Source organism: Streptomyces sp. NPDC001904 (assembly GCF_040297005.1).
GTDB lineage: Bacteria > Actinomycetota > Actinomycetes > Streptomycetales > Streptomycetaceae > Streptomyces.
Genome location: NZ_JBEOYI010000002.1, coordinates 292,317 through 307,763, shown reverse-complemented (window position 1 = coordinate 307,763; position 15,447 = coordinate 292,317). Strand labels below are relative to the sequence as shown.

Sequence of the window (15,447 nt, the reverse complement as noted above, 5' to 3'; positions counted from 1 at the left end):
GCGTCAGTCCTTCAGCCCCTCGTACACCACCCCGGTCAACTGCTCCGACGCCACCCACAACCGCTCCCCCGCCGCGTCGTTGACGGTCCACGACGCTCGCCACGACCTGGCGGGCGCCCCGCGCCACATCAGGACGCGGGGTCCGTAGAAGTCGTCGGGCCGTACGCCCGGCGCGGTCGCCGCGTACAGCGTGGGCAGCGCTCCGTCCTCGGCGGACTGGGCGACGAGCCGGTTGCCCGCCGCGTAGAAGCGCTCCATGCCCCTGCGGCCCTCCATCTTCGCCCCGCGCGCGTGCAGGGGCGTGGCGGCGTACCCGGGATGTGCGGCGACGGCCAGCGGGCCGCTGGCGGCGGCGCGGCGGGACAGTTCGTGCACGAACAGCAGATTGGCCGTCTTGGAGCGGCCGTAGGCGGCCCAACGCCGGTAGCTGCGCTCGCTGTTGAGGTCGCCGATGTCGATGTTGGCGAGTGTGTGCAGCACGCTGGCGACCGAGACGACACGCGGCGCGGCCGCCTCCAGGAGGCTGGGCAGCAGCAGGCCCGTCAGCGCGAAGTGGCCCAGGTGGTTGACGCCGAACTGTGTCTCGAAGCCGTCGGCGGTGCGGCCGTACGGCAGGGCCATGACCCCGGCGTTGTTGACCAGGAGGTCGAGCGGCCGGCCGGACCACCCGTCGGCGAAGCCGCGCACGGAGGCCAGATCGGCGAGGTCGAGGGCCCCGAACTCGACGGCGGCGTCCGGCACCTCGTCGCGGATCCGGTCCACGGCCGCGCTGCCCAGCCGCGCGTTCCGGCAGGCGAGCACCACCTGGGCGCCCGCGCGGGCCAGCTCCCGCGCGGTGACGTAGCCGATGCCGCTGTTGGCTCCGGTGACCACGGCGGTGCGGCCGCTCTGGTCGGGGATGTCGCGCGCGTTCCAGCCGGTCATGGCTGTGCTCCCTGGGCGGATTCGACGGTGGTGGTTACCCGACAGTTAAGTGGGAGGGCGGGTTCCGCTCAACCCCGCCTCTTCGGCCACGCGCAAGGGCGGCACCCCCCGCACAGGGGTGCCGCCCTTGCCCTGCGCACCGGAGCCGCCGCGATCGGTGAGGGTCGGGGACCGACGGCGGCTCCGGCTGTCATCGGGCGTCAGCGGTGGTCGCTGCCCGCCGACGTCGAGGCCGCCCGGCCCGCTTCGAGGCGGGCGACCGGGATCCGGAACGGCGAGCAGGAGACGTAGTCCAGGCCCACCTCGTGGAAGAAGTGCACCGACTCCGGGTCGCCGCCGTGCTCCCCGCAGACGCCGAGCTTGAGGTCGGGGCGCGTGGCGCGGCCGGCCTCCACGGCGTTGCGGACCAGGGAGCCCACGCCGTCCTTGTCGATCGTCTCGAACGGCGACACCCCGAAGATGCCCTTCTCCAGGTACGCGGTGAAGAAGCTGGCCTCCACGTCGTCGCGGGAGAAGCCCCAGACGGTCTGCGTGAGGTCGTTGGTGCCGAAGGAGAAGAACTCCGCGGCCTCCGCGATCTGTCCCGCCGTCAGCGCGGCGCGGGGCAGCTCGATCATCGTGCCGATGGCGAGCTTCAGCTTGACGCCGCTGGTGGCCTCGACCTCCGCGATGACCCGGTCGGCCTCCTCGCGGACGATCTCCAGCTCCTGGACGGTGCCGACGAGCGGGATCATCACCTCGGCGCGCGGGTCGCCCTTGGCGTTCTTGCGCTCGGCTGCGGCCTCGGCGATGGCCCGTACCTGCATGGCGAACAGGCCGGGGATGACCAGGCCGAGGCGGACGCCGCGCAGGCCCAGCATCGGGTTCGACTCGTGCAGCCGGTGCACGGCCTGGAGCAGGCGCAGGTCGTTCTCGTTGGCGTCCTGGCGGGACTCGGCGAGGGCGACGCGCACCGACAGTTCGGTGATGTCGGGCAGGAACTCGTGGAGCGGCGGGTCGAGGAGGCGGATCGTGACGGGCAGACCGTCCATCGCCTCGAACAGCTCGACGAAGTCACGCTTCTGCAGCGGCAGGAGCTGCTTCAGCGACTCCTCGCGCTCGACGTCGGTGTCGGCGAGGATCAGCTTCTCGACCATCTCGCGGCGCTCGCCGAGGAACATGTGCTCGGTACGGCACAGGCCGATGCCCTGGGCGCCGAACCGGCGGGCGCGCAGCGCGTCCTCGGCGTTGTCGGCGTTGGCGCGGACCCGCAGCCGGCGGACCCGGTCCGCGTAGGCCATGACGCGGTGCACCGCGCCGACCAGCTCGTCGGCGTCGTCGGCGCCGGCGTGCATCCGGCCCTCGAAGTACTCGACGACCGGCGACGGGACGACCGGCACCTCACCGAGGTACACCTTGCCGCTGGAGCCGTCGATGGAGACGACGTCGCCCTCCTCGACGACCACGTCACCGACGGTCAGCCGGCGGCGCTTGGTGTCGACCTCCAGGTCCTCGGCGCCGCAGACACAGGTCTTGCCCATGCCGCGCGCGACGACGGCCGCGTGCGAGGTCTTGCCGCCGCGCGAGGTGAGGATGCCCTCGGCGGCGATCATGCCGTCGAGGTCGTCGGGGTTGGTCTCGCGGCGGATCAGGATGACCTTCTCGCCCGAGCGCGACCACTTGATGGCGGTGTACGAGTCGAAGACGGCCTTGCCGACGGCGGCGCCCGGCGACGCGGCGATGCCGCGCCCGAGCTGCTCGACCTTCGCGTCCTCGTCGAACTTCGGGAACATCAGCTGCGCGAGCTGGGCGCCCGTGACGCGCTGGAGCGCCTCGGCCTCGTCGATCAGGCCCTGGTCGACGAGCTGCGTCGCGATCCGGAAGGCGGCGCCGGCGGTGCGCTTGCCGACGCGGGTCTGGAGCATCCACAGCTGCCCGCGCTCGATGGTGAACTCGATGTCGCAGAGGTCCTTGTAGTGGTTCTCAAGGGTCTCCATGATCTGCATGAGCTGGTCGTACGACTTCTTGTCGATGTCCTCGAGCTCGGCGAGCGCGACGGTGTTGCGGATGCCCGCGACGACGTCCTCGCCCTGCGCGTTCTGGAGGTAGTCGCCGTACACGCCCTGGTGGCCGGAGGCCGGGTCGCGGGTGAACGCGACGCCCGTGCCGGAGTCGGGGCCGAGGTTGCCGAAGACCATCGAACAGACGTTGACGGCGGTGCCGAGGTCGCCGGGGATGCGCTCCTGGCGGCGGTAGAGCTTGGCGCGGTCGGTGTTCCACGACTCGAAGACGGCCTTTATGGCCAGGTCCATCTGCTCGCGCGGGTCCTGCGGGAAGTCCCGGCCGGCCTCGGTCTTGACGATCTTCTTGAAGCGCGTGACGAGCTTCTTCAGGTCGGCCGCGTCCAGGTCGGTGTCGACCGTGACCTTCTTGGCGTGCTTGGCCTTCTCCAGCTCCTCCTCGAAGAGTTCGCCGTCGACGTCGAGCACCGTCTTGCCGAACATCTGGATGAGGCGGCGGTACGAGTCCCAGGCGAAGCGGTCGTCGCCGGCCTGCTTGGCGAGACCCTGCACCGACTTGTCGGAGAGACCGATGTTGAGGACGGTGTCCATCATGCCGGGCATGGAGAACTTGGCGCCCGAACGGACCGACACCAGAAGGGGGTTGTCGGCCTGGCCGAGCTTCTTCCCCATCTGCGCCTCGAGCGCGTCGAGATGCCGGGTGACCTCGTCACGCAGTGCCACCGGCTCCTCGCCGCTGTCGAGGTAGACCTTGCAGGCCTCGGTGGTGATGGTGAAGCCCGGAGGGACCGGAAGACCCAGGTTGGTCATCTCGGCGAGGTTGGCACCCTTGCCGCCGAGGAGGTCCTTGAGATCTTTGTTGCCCTCGGTGAAGTCGTAAACGAACTTCGCTACCTGAGGATCCTTGTTTTCCGACACGGGTCTCGACTCCTCGAGGCTCGGGTGGCTGCCCTGACGGCGAGGAACATACCCAGATCCAAGGGCTGTGGGTACGTCCACTCAGCTGTCATGCGGCCGTAACCACCCGTCCGCCAGGAGATCGAAAGTGACCGGCGGGTAGGTCAGCCACCTCACTCGCATTCAAGTCTCGAAAACTCAACCCCCGTAGAGCCCGAATATCGCTCACATGAGCACGCTGGTCACTCATATGCGTTCAAGAAATAAATGATCGAGCGATGGCACTGAGTGCCAGGGCTTGAAGAAGCACAGACGAGGATTTCGCGCTCATCTGAGCGCAAGGGGTATCAGAGGTGGCGAGAATCACGCCGTTCGAGGCGCCCCGCGGACGCTCCGATGTCAGCATGCGGACACCGGTCCGGGCGGTGAGCCGGGCGAAACGGGCCTGTCACACGCCCAGCGCGGCGAGCCGCCGCTCCGCCCGCTCGGGGGCGTACAGCTCCTCCACCACCAGCGCCGCCGCTCCGATGAGCGCGGAGCGCTCGCCGAGCCGGGCCGTCACGACGTCCAGGTGCGCGGTCGAGCGGGGCAGCGCCCGCTGGTAGAGGAGTTCGCGCACGCCCGTCAGGAAGGGAGTTCCGGCCAGATCTCCGGCGATCATGAGAACGCCCGGGTTGAGGAGCGTGACGACGGTGGCGAGGACCTCGCCGACGTCCCGCCCCGCCTCCCGCGCGAGCCGGACCGCCTCCGGATGCCCGGCGGCGAGCAGCTCCCGCACGTCCCAGCCGGAGGCGGCGGGCACCCCGGCCTCGGTGAGCCGGCGCGCCAGGGCCCGGCCGCTGGCGACCGCGGCCAGACAGCCGTACGAGCCGCACTTGCACAGCGCGGCCGCCGCCTCGGGCGCCTGGGGTACGCGGATGTGGCCGATGTCGCCCGCGCCGCCGTCGATGCCCCGGTAGACGGCGCCGTCCACGACGACGCCGGCCCCGATTCCCGTGGAGACCTTGACCAGCACGAAGGCGCGGCAGTCGGGGTGCGCGGCGCGCTGCTCCCCGTACGCCATGAGGTTGGCGTCGTTGTCGACGAGGACCGGCAGCTCGGGCGGGGTGGCCGCGTGCTCGGCGGCGGCGCGGGCGAGGCGCCCCGCGATGTCGTAGCCGTCCCAGCCCGGCATGATCGGCGGCTGTATGACGCGGCCGCTGCCGACGTCCACCGGCCCCGGCACGGCCAGCCCGATCCCGCACACCGTGCCGGGGTCCCGGCCGGCCTCCTTGAGCAGGTCGCCGCACCAGACGCCGAGCTGCGACAGGACGGTCTCCGGGCCGTCGTCCACGGTGAGGTCGCCGGTGCGCTCGGCGAGGATCGCGCCGGACAGGGTCACGACGGCCGCGCGGGCGTGCCGGGTGTCGAGGGCGGCGGCGAGCACCACGGCGTGCGTGTCGTCGAACTCCAGGTGGATCGAAGGCCGCCCGCCCAGCGGGGAGTTGACCGCCTCCGCGGCGCCCTCGCGCAGCCAGCCGGCCCGGAAGAGCCGGTCGAGGCGCTGGCCGACGGTGGCCCGGGACAGGCCGGTGGCCTCCTGGAGCGCGCCGCGCGTGGTCGCGCGGCCACTGCGCACGAGCTGCAGAAGATCCCCGGCGTTCGCCTGGTTCCCGGCCATCGGGTCCACCCCCTTGCGTTCATCAACTGCGCGTTACATTCTAGGTTTTGCGTGTTAAGTAGACGTAACTCTATGCTGCCTGCTGCGTAACCGACACCCTGTCAGGGGCTCGGCCCGGCAGCCCCGCAGTCCACGGGAGACCATGTGGAGCACACGACCGAGCGGCAGGCGACCGCGGCGGGCACCGGGCGGCGCGGGCAGCCGCCCGATCCGCTGCGGGAGCGCGCCGTCGATGTCCTCGACGCCAACTGGACGGGGGCGTCGACCGTCCCCTCGCGCACGCTGTACCCGCACCAGTGGTCGTGGGACTCGGCGTTCATCGCGATCGGGCTGCGCCACGTCTCCCCCTTGCGCGCCCAGTCGGAGCTGGAGACGCTGCTGAGCGCCCAGTGGGGCGACGGCCGCATCCCGCACATCGTGTTCAACCCCGCCGTCCCCCTGGACGCCTACTTCCCCAGCCCCGACTTCTGGCGCTCCTCCACCGCGGGCCGCGCCGCCGGAGCCCCGGCCGCCGTGCAGACCTCGGGGATCGTGCAGCCTCCCGTGCACGCGCTGGCCGCCTGGCTGGTGCACCGCGCCGACCCCGCCCTCTCCCGCTCCCGTGGCTTCCTGCACCGCGTGTACCCCGCACTCGCCGCCTGGCACCGCTATCTGCTGCACCGCCGCGACCTGGGCGGCGGCGGGCTCGTCTCGGTGGTGCACCCCTGGGAGCAGGGGATGGACAACAGCCCCTGCTGGGACGCCCCGTTGAGCCGGATCACCCCGGCCGAGCCCGGCGCCTTCCACCGCGCCGACCTGACGCACGGAGCGGCCGACGACCGCCCGACGGACCTCGACTACGGCCGGTACGTCCGCCTCGCGACGGACTACCGCGACGGCCGGTACACCGACGGAGCCGGCGAGTTCGCCGTGGAGGACCCCTCCTTCAACGCGCTGCTCGCCGCGTCCGAGCACGCGCTCGCCCGGATCGCCTGCGAGCTGGGCGCGGCGGGGACGGCCCGGCACGCGCGCGCCGAGCGGCTGACGGCGGCGCTCGTCGACCGGCTGTGGGACCCGGCCGCGGGCATGTTCTTCTGCCGGGACGTGCGCGGCGGCGGGCTGATCCGCGAGTACGGCGTCTCGGGTCTGATCCCGCTGATCCTGCCCGCGCTGCCGCGCACCGTGGTCCGCGCGCTCCTCGACACCGCGGGCGGCCCGCACTTCGGCCTCGGCCACGGGGTGCGGCTCGCGCCGAGCTACGACCTGCAGGGCCCCGCCTTCGACCCGCACCGGTACTGGCGCGGCCCGGCCTGGTTCAACACCAACTGGCTGCTGGAGCGCGGACTTCGGCTGCACGGCGAGCACGCGCGGGCGGCACGGCTGCGGGCGGCGCTGCTGGACGCGGCGGACGCGTCGGACTTCGCCGAGTACGTCGATCCGTACACGGGGGCGGGCTGCGGCGCCCGCGGCTTCGGCTGGACCGCCGCACTCACACTGGATCTGCTGGACGGGCAGCCGGCGCGGGACGCCGACGGCGAGGCGGGCACGGAGCACCGGCGGCCGCTGCCGCCGTGGACGCGGGTGCCGGACACCGCCGGGCGAGCGGGATCGCGGGAACAGGGCCGGAGGGAAGGAACCTCTCGATGACGGAGACATTCGGTGGCAACGGATACGGCCAGGGGCAGGGCCGCACTGCCCAACTCCTGGTCTGCGGAGGCACGTTCGCGGCGCTCGACGCGGGGGGCGGGCTGAGCGCGGTGCGCGGAGCCGTCTCCTCGGACGGCCTGTTCGTCCGGGACGCCCGGCACCTGTCCCGCTGGCAGCTCACCGTCGACGGGTCCGCGCCCGAAGTGCTCACTCCCTTGTCGTACGAGGACGGGAGCCACGGGGGACCAGCCCGCTGCGTGCTGGTGCCGCGCGGCGGCCGCCAGGAGCCGCCCGCGTACACGCTCTTCCGCGAACAGGCCCTGGGCGAGGGCTCGTTGGTGGATCTGCTGCGCATCGTGTCGAACCGGCCGGTGGCGACGACGGTCCAGGTGGCGCTGACCGTCGACGCCGACTTCGCCGACCAGTTCGAGCTGCGCTCCGACCACCGCACCTATGCGAAGACGGGCGCGGTCCGCACCCGTGAAGCCCTCGACGACGGCGTGGAGTTCACCTACACGCGGGGCGACTGGCGTTCGTCGACGACCGTGACCAGTGATCCGGCGCCGGAGGCCGTCGCGGAGACGGGCACGGGGGCGCGCCGTCTGGTGTGGGCCCTGGAGCTGCCGGCCCAGGGCAGCGCCGTTCTCACGCTGCGGGTGGCGGCGCTGCCCTCGGGCGCCCGGCCGGTGCCGGTGCCCGCGAGCCCGGCCGTGGCCGCCTCCGAACTCGCCTCTTCCATCGCGGAGTTCGGCGCGGGCGTGGAGCTGCCCGACTCCTGGCCGGAGCTGGCCGCGGCCTGTTCCCGGGGGCTCGCCGACCTGGCGGTGCTGCGGGTGCCCGCGGCCGGTCCCGACGGGGAGCGGCATCTGGTGCCGGCGGCCGGGGTGCCGTGGTTCCTGACCCTGCTGGGCCGTGACGCCCTGCTGACGTCCCTGTTCGCCCTTCCCTACCGTCCCGAGCTGGCGGCGGCGACGCTTCCGGTGCTCGCCGCGGCCCAGGCCACCGAGCAGATCGAGGGGGTCGTCGCCCAGCCCGGGAAGATCGTGCACGAGGTGCGGCACGGGGAGCTGGCGCACTTCGGGCAGGTGCCGTACGGGCGCTACTACGGCTCGGTCGACGCGACGCCGCTGTTCCTGGTGCTGCTCGGGGCGTACACGGAGCGCACCGGGGACGCCGGGCTCGCCCGGCGGCTGGAGTCGCACGCCCGGGCGGCGGTGGGCTGGATGCTGGACCACGGCGGGCTGACGTCGCGCGGCTACCTGGTGTACCGCGCCGACCAGGGCGGTCTGGCGAACCAGAACTGGAAGGACTCCCCCGGCGCGATCTGTTCCGCCGACGGCAGCCGGGCGACCGGTCCGGTGATGGCGGCGGGCGCCCAGGGCTACGCGTACGACGCGCTGCGGCGCACTGCCGTGCTGGCCAGGACCGTGTGGGACGACGAGGTCTACGCGGAGCTGCTCGAACAGGCGGCGGCCGATCTGCGGGATCGTTTCGTGCGGGACTTCTGGATGGCGGAGAAAGGCTTCCCCGCACTCGCGCTCGACGGTGACGGGCAGCAGGTCGACGCGCTGGCGTCCGACGCCGGGCATCTGCTGTGGTCCGGGCTGCTCGACAAGGAGTACGGGGAGGCGGTGGGGCGGCGCCTGCTGGAACCGGACTTCTTCTCGGGCTGGGGCGTGCGCACCGTGGCCGCCGGCCAGCCCGCCTATCACCCGCTGTCGTACCACCGGGGTTCGGTGTGGCCGCACGACAACGCGCTGATCGCGTTGGGGCTCGCGCGGTACGGGCTGCACGACGAGGCGCGGGTGGTGGCGAGCGGGGTGGTCGCGGCGGCCGTCGCCTGTGGTGGGCGGTTGCCGGAGGTGGTCGCCGGTTACGCCCGCGAGGCGTATCCGGCACCGGTCCCCTTCCCGTACGCCTGCGCACGCGAGTCCCGGTCGGCGGCGGCACCGTTGGCACTGCTGAGCGCCGTCGGGGGGTAGGCCGCCGTTCCGGCGCGGCCCGCATCGTGGCTGGTCGCCAGGTAGCTCGTCGCGCGCGGCCCGGTGGGGCTTCTCGCGCAGTTCCCCGCGCCCGGCCACGACGAAAGCCGCAGCCGGGAACCGCCGAGGGATCAGCCCCCCGACGTGTCCAGCTCGGCGTCCTCGGAGAGGCCCGCGCAGTCGTACGGGTCCTTCAGCCAGCCGTCCGGGAGGACGACACGGTTGTTGCCGGACGTACGGCCCCGCGGCCCGTCGGCGCCGGCCGGCCAGTCCTGGTCGAGGTCCAACTCGTCGAGCCCGGCACGGAGTTCGTCCAGCGACGAAGTGATCGCCAGCCGCTTGCGCATCTCGGAGCCGACCGAGAAACCCTTCAGGTACCAGGCCACGTGCTTGCGGAAGTCGATGACCCCGCGCGCCTCGTCCCCGATCCACTGCCCCAGCAGCGTGGCGTGCCGCACCATCGCGTCGGCGACGACCCGCAGCGTGGGACGCACCCGCTCGTCCCGCCCCTCGAACGCGGCGACGAGGTCGGCGAAGAGCCACGGCCGCCCGAGGCAGCCACGGCCCACGACCACGCCGTCGCACCCGGTCTCCCGGACCATGCGGAGCGCGTCGTCGGCGGACCAGATGTCCCCGTTGCCGAGCACCGGGATCTCGGGCACGTGCTCCTTGAGGCGCGCGATGGCGTCCCAGTCGGCGGTGCCGCCGTAGTGCTGCGCCGCGGTGCGCCCGTGCAGGGCGATCGCCGTGACGCCCTCCTCGACCGCGATCCGCCCGGCGTCCAGGAACGTGATGTGGTCGTCGTCGATGCCCTTGCGCATCTTCATCGTGACCGGGAGGTCGCCCGCCCCCGACACGGCCTCCTTCAGGATCGCGCGCAGCAGCGGCCGCTTGTACGGCAGCGCGGAGCCGCCGCCCTTGCGCGTCACCTTGGGCACCGGGCAGCCGAAGTTCAGGTCGATGTGGTCGGCGAGACCCTCCTCCGCGATCATGCGGACGGCCTTGCCGACGGTGGCCGGGTCGACGCCGTACAGCTGGATCGAGCGAGGCTTCTCGGTCTCGTCGAAGTGGATCAGCTGCATGGTCTTCTCGTTGCGCTCGACCAGGGCGCGGGTGGTGATCATCTCGCTGACGAAGAGCCCCTTGCCGCCCGAGAACTCCCGGCACAGGGTGCGGAACGGCGCGTTCGTGATGCCCGCCATGGGTGCGAGGACCACGGGCGGCTGCACGGTGTGCGGGCCTACTTGGAGCGGCTGCTGGGACATCGGGGCGGGTCTCCGGGGACGTACGGCTGGGGCGTCGGCCGGGCCGCCGGGCGGCACGGCAAGCATCCATTGTCCCTCACCCGGCCCACCGGCCGCTCACCCCGTCCGGGCGGCCAGCCTCTCCAGCCGTTCCTCGGTCTCGTCGTCCGCGGGGACGTAGGCGACCACCCGGTGCGCGTCGCCGTCCGGCGCGAGCCACATGTGCCGGTGTTCGAGGCGCAGCAGGCCGATCTCCGGGTCCGGGTGCAGATACCGCTTGACGTGCGAGACCACCGGCGCGACGTCGCGCCGCTCCCACAGGTCGCGGAACTCCGGCGACACCGCGAGCAGCTCGTCCACCGGTGCCCGCCAGGCGGGCTCGCTGACGTGCCCGGCCATCGCCTTGCGGTATTTGGCGACCAGGTCGCCGAGCATCGCCTCGCGGTCCAGGAACTGGGTGCGCCACCGGTCGCACATGAACATCCGCCACAGGGCACCCCGGTGCTCCGGCGCGAACTCCTCCGGGTCGCCGAAGACGTCGGCGTGGGCGCGGTTGTGGGCGAGGACCTCGTAGCGGGCGTTCTTCAGCTCGGCCGGGTAGGGCTCCAGCCGTCGCAGCATGCGCAGGAGCGTGGGGGTGACGGCCGGGGAGTCGGTCTCGGCGCGCGGGTCGGTGGTCCCGGCCAGCGCGAAGGCGTGCGCGCGCTCGGCGGGGTCCATCAGCAGGGCGCGGGCGATGGCGTCCAGGACACCGGCCGAGACGTTGATGGCGCGGCCCTGCTCCAGCCACGTGTACCAGGTGACCCCGACCGCGGCGAGGTGCGCCACCTCCTCGCGGCGCAGCCCCGGGGTGCGGCGGCGGGCGGTGCCGGGCAGGCCGACGCGGTCCGGGGTGATGCGTTCGCGCCGGCTGCGCAGGAACGCGCCCAGCTCGGCGCGACGGGCGTCGTCGGCGGACCGGCGGAGGCCGGACGCGGGACCGGTGACGGGTGCTGCGGCGGGGCCGGTGACGGGGGCTGCGGTCGTCATGCTTCCAGGGTGCGCCCGCCTCCGGCCGCTCGCCAGCCTGGTGCCGGGTACTGCCTGTAACAGGATGAGCAGGCTCTGGCACCAGGCTGAGCGGGCGGTCATCGTCGTAGTCATGACCTCCACCTCGCGTGCACGTCCGGACCCGGCTCCGGTTACCGTCAATTACATGCCCGATGCACCCACCCTGACCGCGCGGCGGCGCATGCTGATCCTGGCGATCTGCTGCATGAGTCTGCTGATCGTCAGCCTCGACAACACCGTCCTGAACGTCGCCCTGCCCGCCATGGCGAAGGACTTCGACGCCACGCTCTCGGGCATGCAGTGGACGATCGACGCCTACACGCTCGTCCTCGCCTCGCTGCTGATGCTGGCCGGGTCGACGGCCGACCGGATCGGGCGCCGCAAGGTCTTCATGACCGGGCTCGTGATCTTCACGGCCGCGTCGGTGGCCTGCTCGCTGGCTCCCACCCTGGAGTCGCTCGTCGCCTTCCGCATGGTGCAGGCGGTCGGCGGCTCGATGCTCAACCCGGTCGCGATGTCGATCATCACCAACACCTTCACCGACCCGCGCGAGCGGGCCCGTGCCATCGGGGTGTGGGGCGGGGTCGTCGGCATCTCGATGGCCGCCGGGCCGCTGGTCGGCGGGCTGCTCGTGGACTCGGTCGGCTGGCGCTCGATCTTCTGGGTCAACCTCCCGGTCGGCCTCGCCGCCCTGCTGCTCACCCTGCGCTACGTGCCGGAGTCCCGCGCCCCGCGGGCCCGCAGGCCCGACCCGGTCGGGCAGGTCCTGATCATCGCGCTGCTCGGCTCGCTCACGTACGCGATCATCGAGGCGCCCTCGGCGGGCTGGACCTCGGCGCGGATCGTGGGCTGCGCCGCCCTCGCGCTGGCCGCGCTGGTCGGCCTCCTGCTGTACGAGCCGCGCCGGGCGGAGCCGCTGATCGATCTGCGGTTCTTCCGTTCGGCGCCGTTCAGCGGTGCCACCGTCATCGCGATCTGCGGCTTCGCGGCGCTGGGCGGCTTCCTGTTCCTGTCGACGCTGTACCTCCAGGACGTGCGCGGCCTGGACGCGCTGCACGCGGGCCTGTGGATGCTGCCGATGGCGGCGATGACGTTCGTCTGCGCGCCGCTGTCGGGCCGGCTGGTCGGCAGCCGCGGCCCGCGGCTCCCGCTGCTCGTCGCGGGCGTCATGATGACGGCGAGCGGCGTGCTGTTCGCCGCCTTCGACGCCGAGACGTCGAACACCACCCTCACCATCGGGTACGTGCTGTTCGGCATCGGCTTCGGCTTCGTGAACGCGCCGATCACCAACACCGCCGTCTCCGGGATGCCGCGCGCCCAGGCCGGGGTGGCCGCGGCCGTCGCCTCCACCAGCCGGCAGATCGGCCAGACCCTCGGCGTCGCCGTGATCGGCGCGGTGCTCGCCTCGGGCGTCGCCGGATCCTCCTACGCCGCGTCGTTCGTCACCGCCGGCCGGGCCTGCTGGTGGATCATCGCCGGGTGCGGGTTCGCGGTGCTTGTGCTCGGCGCGGTGACCAGCGGGGCGTGGGCGCGCGGCACCGCACGCCGGACGGCGGAGCGGCTGGAGGAGCCGGAGGACGCGGCGCTGACGAAGGCGTCGGCCCGATAGCCGGGGGACAGCCGGGGCGGCGGCGCTAGCGCTCGGCCGTCAGCTTCTCCAGCTCGCGCAGGCGTTCGCGGGTGGTGTCGTCGGCCGGGGTGTACGTGACCAGGCGCGCGGCCGAGTCGCCGCCCAGCCACAGGTCGGTGTGGACGAAGGAGACCAGGCCGACGCGGGCGTTGCGGAAGTGCTTGACCTTGCTGGTGGACGTCTGCTGAACGTCGTAGCGCTCCCACAGCGCACGGAACTCGGCCGACGCCTCCGTGAGCCGCTGGAGCAGCGGCTTCCAGCCGGGTTCGCCGATGCGGCCGGCCATCGTCGCGCGGAACTTGGCGGTCATCGTCGGCAGCACCTCGTCGAGGTACACGATCGACGCCCGCCACTGCTCGTGCGTGAAGGCCAGCAGCATCACGTTGCGGTCCTCGACGGGGACCGCCTCCAGGTCGCAGAAGAGCGCTCCGTACGTGCGGTTGAAGGCGAGGATGTCGTAGCGGCTGTTCTGCACGGCCGCCGGGAACGGCGACAACTGGTCGAGCATCAGGCGCAGTTCGGGGGTGACGGTGGCGCTGTCGGCCGTCGGGGCCGGGTCGATGGCACCGGCCAGGCCGAAGAGGTGGGCGCGCTCCCCCGCGTCGAGCCGCAGTGCCCGCGCCAGCGCGTCGAGGACCTGCGCGGAGACCTGGATGTCGCGGGCCTGCTCCAGCCACGTGTACCAGGTGACGCCGACCGCGGAGAGGTGCGCGACCTCCTCGCGGCGCAGCCCCGGGGTGCGGCGCCGGCGTCCGCGCGGCAGGCCGACCTGCTCGGGCGTGATGCGTTCGCGGCGGCTGCGCAGGAATCCGGCCAGCTCGTGGCGCCGGATCTCGCCGGGCCGGCCGCCCGCCGCTTCGGTCTGCTGCACGTCCTGCGTCAAGAGGGTCACGCTCCCAGCGTGCGACGCCGCGGATCCTGTTTCCAGGTAGAGGTTCTACCAGGATAAGAACACTCTGGTACCAGCCTCGCGGGCGGCGGACTCTCGACGCCATGACCACCCAGACTCCCACCGCCGCACCGGCGCGGGGCACGCCCCGGGAAGCCGCAGCGCTCACCGGGACCGGCCTGTTCACGGTGCTGCTCGGTGCGGCCCTGCCGCTCATCGACTTCTTCATCGTCAACGTCGCCCTGCCCGACATCGACCGTGATCTGCACGCGAGCGAGTCGGTCCTGGAACTCGTCATCTCCGGTTACGGCATCGCGTTCGCGGTGCTGCTCGTGCTGTGCGGCAGGCTCGGCGATCTGCTGGGGCGGCGCGCGCTGTTCTCGCTCGGCCTGACCACGTTCGCCCTGACCTCGCTGGCCTGCGGGCTCGCCCCGAACGCGACGTTCCTGGTGATCGCGCGGGTGGCGCAGGGCGCGGCCTCCGCGCTGATCGCACCGCAGGTCCTCGCCACGATCCAGGCCACCACGACGGCCGGGCCGCGCCGGGCCCGCGCCATGAGCCTGTACGGCGCGATGGCGGGCCTGTCGATGGTGACGGGCCAGGTCCTCGGCGGTGTCCTGGTCTCCGCCGATCTGTTCGGCAGCGGCTGGCGCGCGGTGTTCCTGGTGAACGTGCCGGTGGCCGCGGCCGCGCTCGCGCTCACCGCCCGCACGGTCCCGCGCACCCGCTCGCCGCGGCCCGAGCCGGTCGACGTCCCCGGCACGGTCCTGCTCGCGCTGACGCTGGGCGCGCTGCTCGCGCCGCTGACCGAGGGGCGGGCGGCGGGCTGGCCGCTGTGGACGTGGCTGTCGTTCGCCGCGTTCCCCGTCCTGGCCTTCGTCTTCTACCGGGTGGAGCGCTCCGCCGACCGGGCGGGCCGCACCCCGCTGGTCCCGCCGTCGCTCTTCCGGCTCACTTCCCTGCGCCGCGCGCTGGTCATGATCATCCCCTTCGACATCGGCCTGAGCGCCTTCATGTTCGCGATCGCGGTGTCGCTGCAGCAGGGCGAGGGCCTCGATCCGGTCGTCGCCGGGCTCGCCCTGGCGCCGTTCGCGGTGGTCTTCTTCCTGACCTCGCTGGCCGGTCCGCGGCTCATCGTCCGCTGGGGCACGCGGGTGGTCACGGCGGGCGGCGTCCTCCAGGCGACCGGCGTCGCGGTGGTCGCCCTGACGGCGTGGCGCACCTGGCCGCACCTCGGCGTGCTGGAACTGATGCCGGGCGCGGTCCTGATGGGCGCGGGCCAGGCCCTCCAGCTCCCGGTCCTGTTCCGCATCGTGCTGTCCGAGGTACCCGCGGCGCGGGCGGGCGTGGGCAGCGGCGTCCTGACGACGACCCATCAGTCGGCCCTGGCCCTGGGCGTGGCCACCCTCGGCTCACTGTTCCTGTCCCTGGCCGCCGACGTGGGCATGCGCAACGCGCTGATCGTGACGCTGCTGGCCCAGCTGGGCGCGATCGTGGTGACGGCGGTGCTGAGCCTGCGGCTGCCGCGGACGATCGCCTGACGGT

General features: G+C 72.8%; 10 protein-coding genes. 4 read left to right on the top strand and 6 right to left on the bottom strand.

From position 1 onward, the window contains the following. Positions 1-3: 3 nt before the first annotated feature. The 3 genes from ABT127_RS03870 to ABT127_RS03860 form a co-directional block, all read right to left on the bottom strand. Positions 4-924: an oxidoreductase gene (locus tag ABT127_RS03870; protein WP_351444311.1), complete on the bottom strand. Its 921-nt coding sequence runs from the start codon at positions 922-924 to the stop codon at positions 4-6. 200 nt (positions 925-1,124) lie between these two features. After that, complete coding sequence (gene ppdK, locus ABT127_RS03865) at positions 1,125-3,842, bottom strand: pyruvate, phosphate dikinase (RefSeq protein WP_351444310.1); 2,718 nt, start codon at positions 3,840-3,842, stop codon at positions 1,125-1,127. Between the two features lie 427 nt (positions 3,843-4,269). Beyond that, the gene (locus ABT127_RS03860) at positions 4,270-5,481 is read right to left on the bottom strand and encodes an ROK family protein (RefSeq protein WP_351444309.1); all 1,212 of its coding nucleotides are present in this window, start codon (positions 5,479-5,481) and stop codon (positions 4,270-4,272) included. A gap of 144 nt (positions 5,482-5,625) precedes the next feature. Here ABT127_RS03860 and ABT127_RS03855 point away from each other — a divergent pair, with 144 nt between their 5' ends. Together ABT127_RS03855 and ABT127_RS03850 are read left to right on the top strand one after the other, a co-directional pair. Next, complete coding sequence (locus tag ABT127_RS03855; RefSeq protein WP_351444307.1) at positions 5,626-7,107, top strand: MGH1-like glycoside hydrolase domain-containing protein; 1,482 nt, start codon at positions 5,626-5,628, stop codon at positions 7,105-7,107. Beyond that, positions 7,104-9,089, top strand: coding sequence for an amylo-alpha-1,6-glucosidase (locus tag ABT127_RS03850; protein WP_351444305.1), 1,986 nt, complete (start codon positions 7,104-7,106; stop codon positions 9,087-9,089). Before ABT127_RS03855 ends, ABT127_RS03850 begins: the two co-directional genes overlap by 4 nt. A 131-nt stretch (positions 9,090-9,220) precedes the next feature. Here ABT127_RS03850 and dusB read toward each other — a convergent pair whose 3' ends face one another. Together dusB and ABT127_RS03840 are read right to left on the bottom strand one after the other, a co-directional pair. Then, a complete protein-coding gene (dusB, locus tag ABT127_RS03845) occupies positions 9,221-10,354 on the bottom strand; it encodes a tRNA dihydrouridine synthase DusB (protein ID WP_351444304.1) in 1,134 nt (377 codons plus the stop codon). Positions 10,355-10,450: 96 nt separating this feature from the next. Continuing rightward, the gene (locus tag ABT127_RS03840) at positions 10,451-11,362 is read right to left on the bottom strand and encodes a helix-turn-helix transcriptional regulator (RefSeq protein ID WP_351444303.1); all 912 of its coding nucleotides are present in this window, start codon (positions 11,360-11,362) and stop codon (positions 10,451-10,453) included. A 166-nt stretch (positions 11,363-11,528) separates the two neighbouring features. Here ABT127_RS03840 and ABT127_RS03835 point away from each other — a divergent pair, with 166 nt between their 5' ends. Beyond that, positions 11,529-12,992 (top strand): MFS transporter, encoded by a 1,464-nt coding sequence (locus ABT127_RS03835; RefSeq protein WP_351444302.1) that lies wholly within the window; start codon positions 11,529-11,531, stop codon positions 12,990-12,992. 25 nt (positions 12,993-13,017) lie between these two features. Here ABT127_RS03835 and ABT127_RS03830 read toward each other — a convergent pair whose 3' ends face one another. Beyond that, entirely contained in the window at positions 13,018-13,905 is an 888-nt protein-coding gene (locus tag ABT127_RS03830) for a helix-turn-helix transcriptional regulator (RefSeq protein ID WP_351444301.1), read from the bottom strand. 101 nt (positions 13,906-14,006) lie between these two features. Between ABT127_RS03830 and ABT127_RS03825 the strand changes: the two genes are divergently transcribed. After that, positions 14,007-15,443: an MFS transporter gene (locus ABT127_RS03825; RefSeq protein ID WP_351444300.1), complete on the top strand. Its 1,437-nt coding sequence runs from the start codon at positions 14,007-14,009 to the stop codon at positions 15,441-15,443. Positions 15,444-15,447: the final 4 nt, after the last annotated feature.

What these genes read in the sequence shown, in the direction of transcription:
- ABT127_RS03870 (WP_351444311.1), bottom strand. Translation starts at nt 924, where the DNA reads ATGACCGGCTGGAACGCGCGCGACATCCCCGACCAGAGCGGCCGCACC.
- ABT127_RS03860 (WP_351444309.1), bottom strand. Translation starts at nt 5,481, where the DNA reads ATGGCCGGGAACCAGGCGAACGCCGGGGATCTTCTGCAGCTCGTGCGC.
- dusB (WP_351444304.1), bottom strand. Translation starts at nt 10,354, where the DNA reads ATGTCCCAGCAGCCGCTCCAAGTAGGCCCGCACACCGTGCAGCCGCCC.
- ABT127_RS03850 (WP_351444305.1), top strand. Translation starts at nt 7,104, where the DNA reads ATGACGGAGACATTCGGTGGCAACGGATACGGCCAGGGGCAGGGCCGC.
- ABT127_RS03840 (WP_351444303.1), bottom strand. Translation starts at nt 11,362, where the DNA reads ATGACGACCGCAGCCCCCGTCACCGGCCCCGCCGCAGCACCCGTCACC.
- ABT127_RS03825 (WP_351444300.1), top strand. Translation starts at nt 14,007, where the DNA reads ATGACCACCCAGACTCCCACCGCCGCACCGGCGCGGGGCACGCCCCGG.
- ABT127_RS03835 (WP_351444302.1), top strand. Translation starts at nt 11,529, where the DNA reads ATGCCCGATGCACCCACCCTGACCGCGCGGCGGCGCATGCTGATCCTG.